This is a genomic window from Paraburkholderia sp. BR10882 (assembly GCF_040948855.1).
Classification (GTDB): domain Bacteria; phylum Pseudomonadota; class Gammaproteobacteria; order Burkholderiales; family Burkholderiaceae; genus Paraburkholderia; species Paraburkholderia nodosa_A.
In genome coordinates this window covers 1-1,171 of the sequence record NZ_JBFPKP010000057.1, presented here as the reverse complement: position 1 = coordinate 1,171, position 1,171 = coordinate 1, and the positions used below count along the sequence as shown (strand labels likewise).

The 1,171-nt window shown below is 57.0% G+C and carries 1 protein-coding gene; it reads left to right on the top strand.

The window, feature by feature from the left end; genetic code table 11:
* The first annotated feature begins 77 nt into the window (after positions 1-77).
* Positions 78-1,112, top strand: coding sequence for an IS110 family transposase (locus AB3X99_RS40855; protein WP_368662065.1), 1,035 nt, complete (start codon positions 78-80; stop codon positions 1,110-1,112).
* Positions 1,113-1,171: the final 59 nt, after the last annotated feature.

Here is a 1,171-nt window from a genome sequence, read left to right as displayed (position 1 = left end):
CGCCCCCACCCGAAACGGCATCGGTGTGCCAAAGTGGAAGTGTCGAAGCTACCACTTAATCGAGGAGGGCGCCCAACATGAAGATTACGACGATTGGCATTGATTTGGCAAAAACCGTTTTTGCAATTCATGGCGTGAATGAGCACGGTCGAGCCGTGCTGAAGAAAGTGCTAAAGCGTGATCAGATGGCGGCGTTCTTTGCCAACCTGCCGGCGTGTCTTATAGGAATGGAGGCATGTGGTAGCGCCCATTACTGGGCTAGAAAGCTGCAGGGCATGGGACATACTGTGCGCCTGATGGCGCCGCAGTTCGTGAAGCCGTATGTGAAGGCAAACAAAAATGATGCCGCGGATGCCGAGGCTATCTGCGAGGCCGTCGCGCGGCCGAACATGCGCTTCGTCCCGATCAAGAACGTTGAGCAGCAGTCGGTGCTGTCGCTGCATCGCGTCCGTCAAGGTTTCGTTCGGGCGCGCACCGCACAAGCTAACCAGATACGCGGTCTGCTAAGTGAGTTTGGGCTTGTTATCCCACAAGGAATCACACACCTCGCCGGGCGAGTACCCGGCTTGCTCGAAGACGCGACCAACGAATTGACAGGATCCTTTCGGCAGCTGATTGAGCGTCTCCTGGAACACGTGAAGGAACTCGACCGCCAGGTCCGTGAGCTGGAAGCGCAAATCCGGGTGATGCACCGCGAAAACGAAGTCAGCTGCAGGCTCGCGCGCGTGCCGGGCATTGGTCCGATTACTGCGAGCGCGCTAGTGGCCTCTATCGGTGATGCCAAGAGCTTCGCAAACGGGCGCCAGCTTGCTGCATGGCTGGGTCTGGTGCCCAGACAGAACTCCAGTGGCGGCAAGAATGTGCTGCTGGGCATAAGCAAGCGAGGCGACACCTATTTGCGGACGCTGTTGATACATGGAGCGCGTTCAGTCATCTACGCGGCCAATCGGAAAGAAGATAAGGAGAGCTGGTTGCATAACTTGCTGCAGCGGCGCAACGCGAATGTTACCGCGGTAGCACTCGCAAACAAGAACGTGCGCGTCGTGTGGGCACTATTGACTCATGCACGCGAGTTCCGAAGTGACTACATGGCGAGCGCGAGTGCGGCATAAACTTCGATGCACCTATAAATTGTAACGAACAGCAGGAGACTTCAGCCGATTGCACAGGC